Origin of the sequence: Kitasatospora sp. NPDC091257 (genome assembly GCF_044757675.1) — a bacterium.
Lineage (GTDB): Bacteria > Actinomycetota > Actinomycetes > Streptomycetales > Streptomycetaceae > Kitasatospora > Kitasatospora lactacystinica.
The window spans coordinates 1-1468 of sequence record NZ_JBIVVI010001673.1; the positions used below are offsets into that span (position 1 = coordinate 1).

1 pseudogene is annotated in these 1468 nt (G+C 77.0%); it reads left to right on the top strand.

Going from position 1 to position 1468, the window contains the following annotated elements:
- Positions 1-1426 (top strand): annotated as a pseudogene (locus ACIQOV_RS41200) (hypothetical protein); the annotation flags it as partial.
- Positions 1427-1468: the final 42 nt, after the last annotated feature.

The window sequence follows — 1468 nt, forward strand, 5'->3', positions numbered from 1 at the left end:
GGGTGTCGGCCACCCCGGGGCCGGGGTGGACCCGCTGCTGGTCGCCGCGCCGCTCCTGCTCGCCGTCACCGGCGGACTGCTGCTGGCCAGGATCGAGCCGGTGGTGGTCGGCCGGCTGGCCACCCTCGCCGGCCGGGGCCGCGGCCCGATCGGCTTCCTCGGCCTCGCCCGGGCCGCCCGCGACGGCTCGGGCCGCCGCAAGCCCTCCGTGCTGCCGCTGCTCGCCCTGCTGATCGCCGTCACCACGACCGGCTTCGGCGCCACCGTGCTCGACACCGTCGACCACGTGCGGACCCGCGCCGCGCGCATCGCCACGGGCGGGGACATCGGCGTCGCCCTCCCGGACTACGCCACCCTGACCGAGCCGTTCACCGAGGCCGCCGCCGCCCTGCCGGGCGTCCGGGCCTCGACCGCGGCCTGGATCGAGCCCAGAGCCCGCTTCTTCGCCACCGACCGGGACTACACCGAGGCCGACCTGGTGGTGGTGGCCGACCCGGCGGCGTACGCCGAGATCGCCCGGGCCCTCGGGGTCGGCGGGTTCGATCCGGCGAGGCTGGCCGGGACGTCCGGCGGCGGCCGGGACACCCCGGTGCCCGCCCTGGTCAGCCGCGACCTGGCCGAACGCCTGGCCGCAGGGTCGTCCCGGGTGCGCACGCCCAACGGCAACGACCTGCACCTCGCCGTCGCAGGGACCGTCGGCGCCACCCCCGCACTGCCGGACCCGGGCAAGCCGTTCGTCGTCGTTCCCGCCGGCCCCACCTGGGAACGACTGCCGGACACCAGGCGGGTCAACACGTGGTTCGCCGTCGGCGACGTCGACCCCGACCGGGTCAGGACGGTCCTGCGGGACAACAGCGGGGACCGGCCGGTCGGTCTGGCCAAGCTGATCGCGGACGACGCCACCGCCGTCGGCAAGGACACCCACGGCCTGCCCTCGGGATACACCGTGCACAGCAGCCGGGAGACCGCCGCCGCGCTCGGCGACGACCCGCTGCAGCACGCCGCCGGGCGGCTGTTCCGGTACGCGGCCGCCGCCGGAGCCGGATTCGCCCTGCTCGCCGTCCTGCTGACGCTCTTCCGGGCCGCACCCGACCGCATCGCCGTGCTCGCCCGGCTGCGCACCATGGGTATGCGGCCGCGGCAGGGGCTGGCACTGATCATGACCGAGGCGCTGCCGCAGACCCTGGCCGCGGCCGTCGGCGGCGGCCTGGTCGCACTGGCGGCGGTCGCCCTGCTGGGCGGGGCCTTCGACATCTCGACGCTGGTCGGCGCCACGGTCGGGGACGTCGTCGTCCCCGTGCTGATGCCGGTGCTGCTGCCCACCGCGGGCCTGGCCCTGCTGGTCGGGCTCGGGGTGGTGGTGGAGACGCTGGTCGCCGGCCGGCGCCGGATCGCCACCGAACTGCGGGCGGGTGAGCAGTCGTGACACCGGGAGCAGCCGGGACCCCCGGTCGGTGTCCCGGTCCCC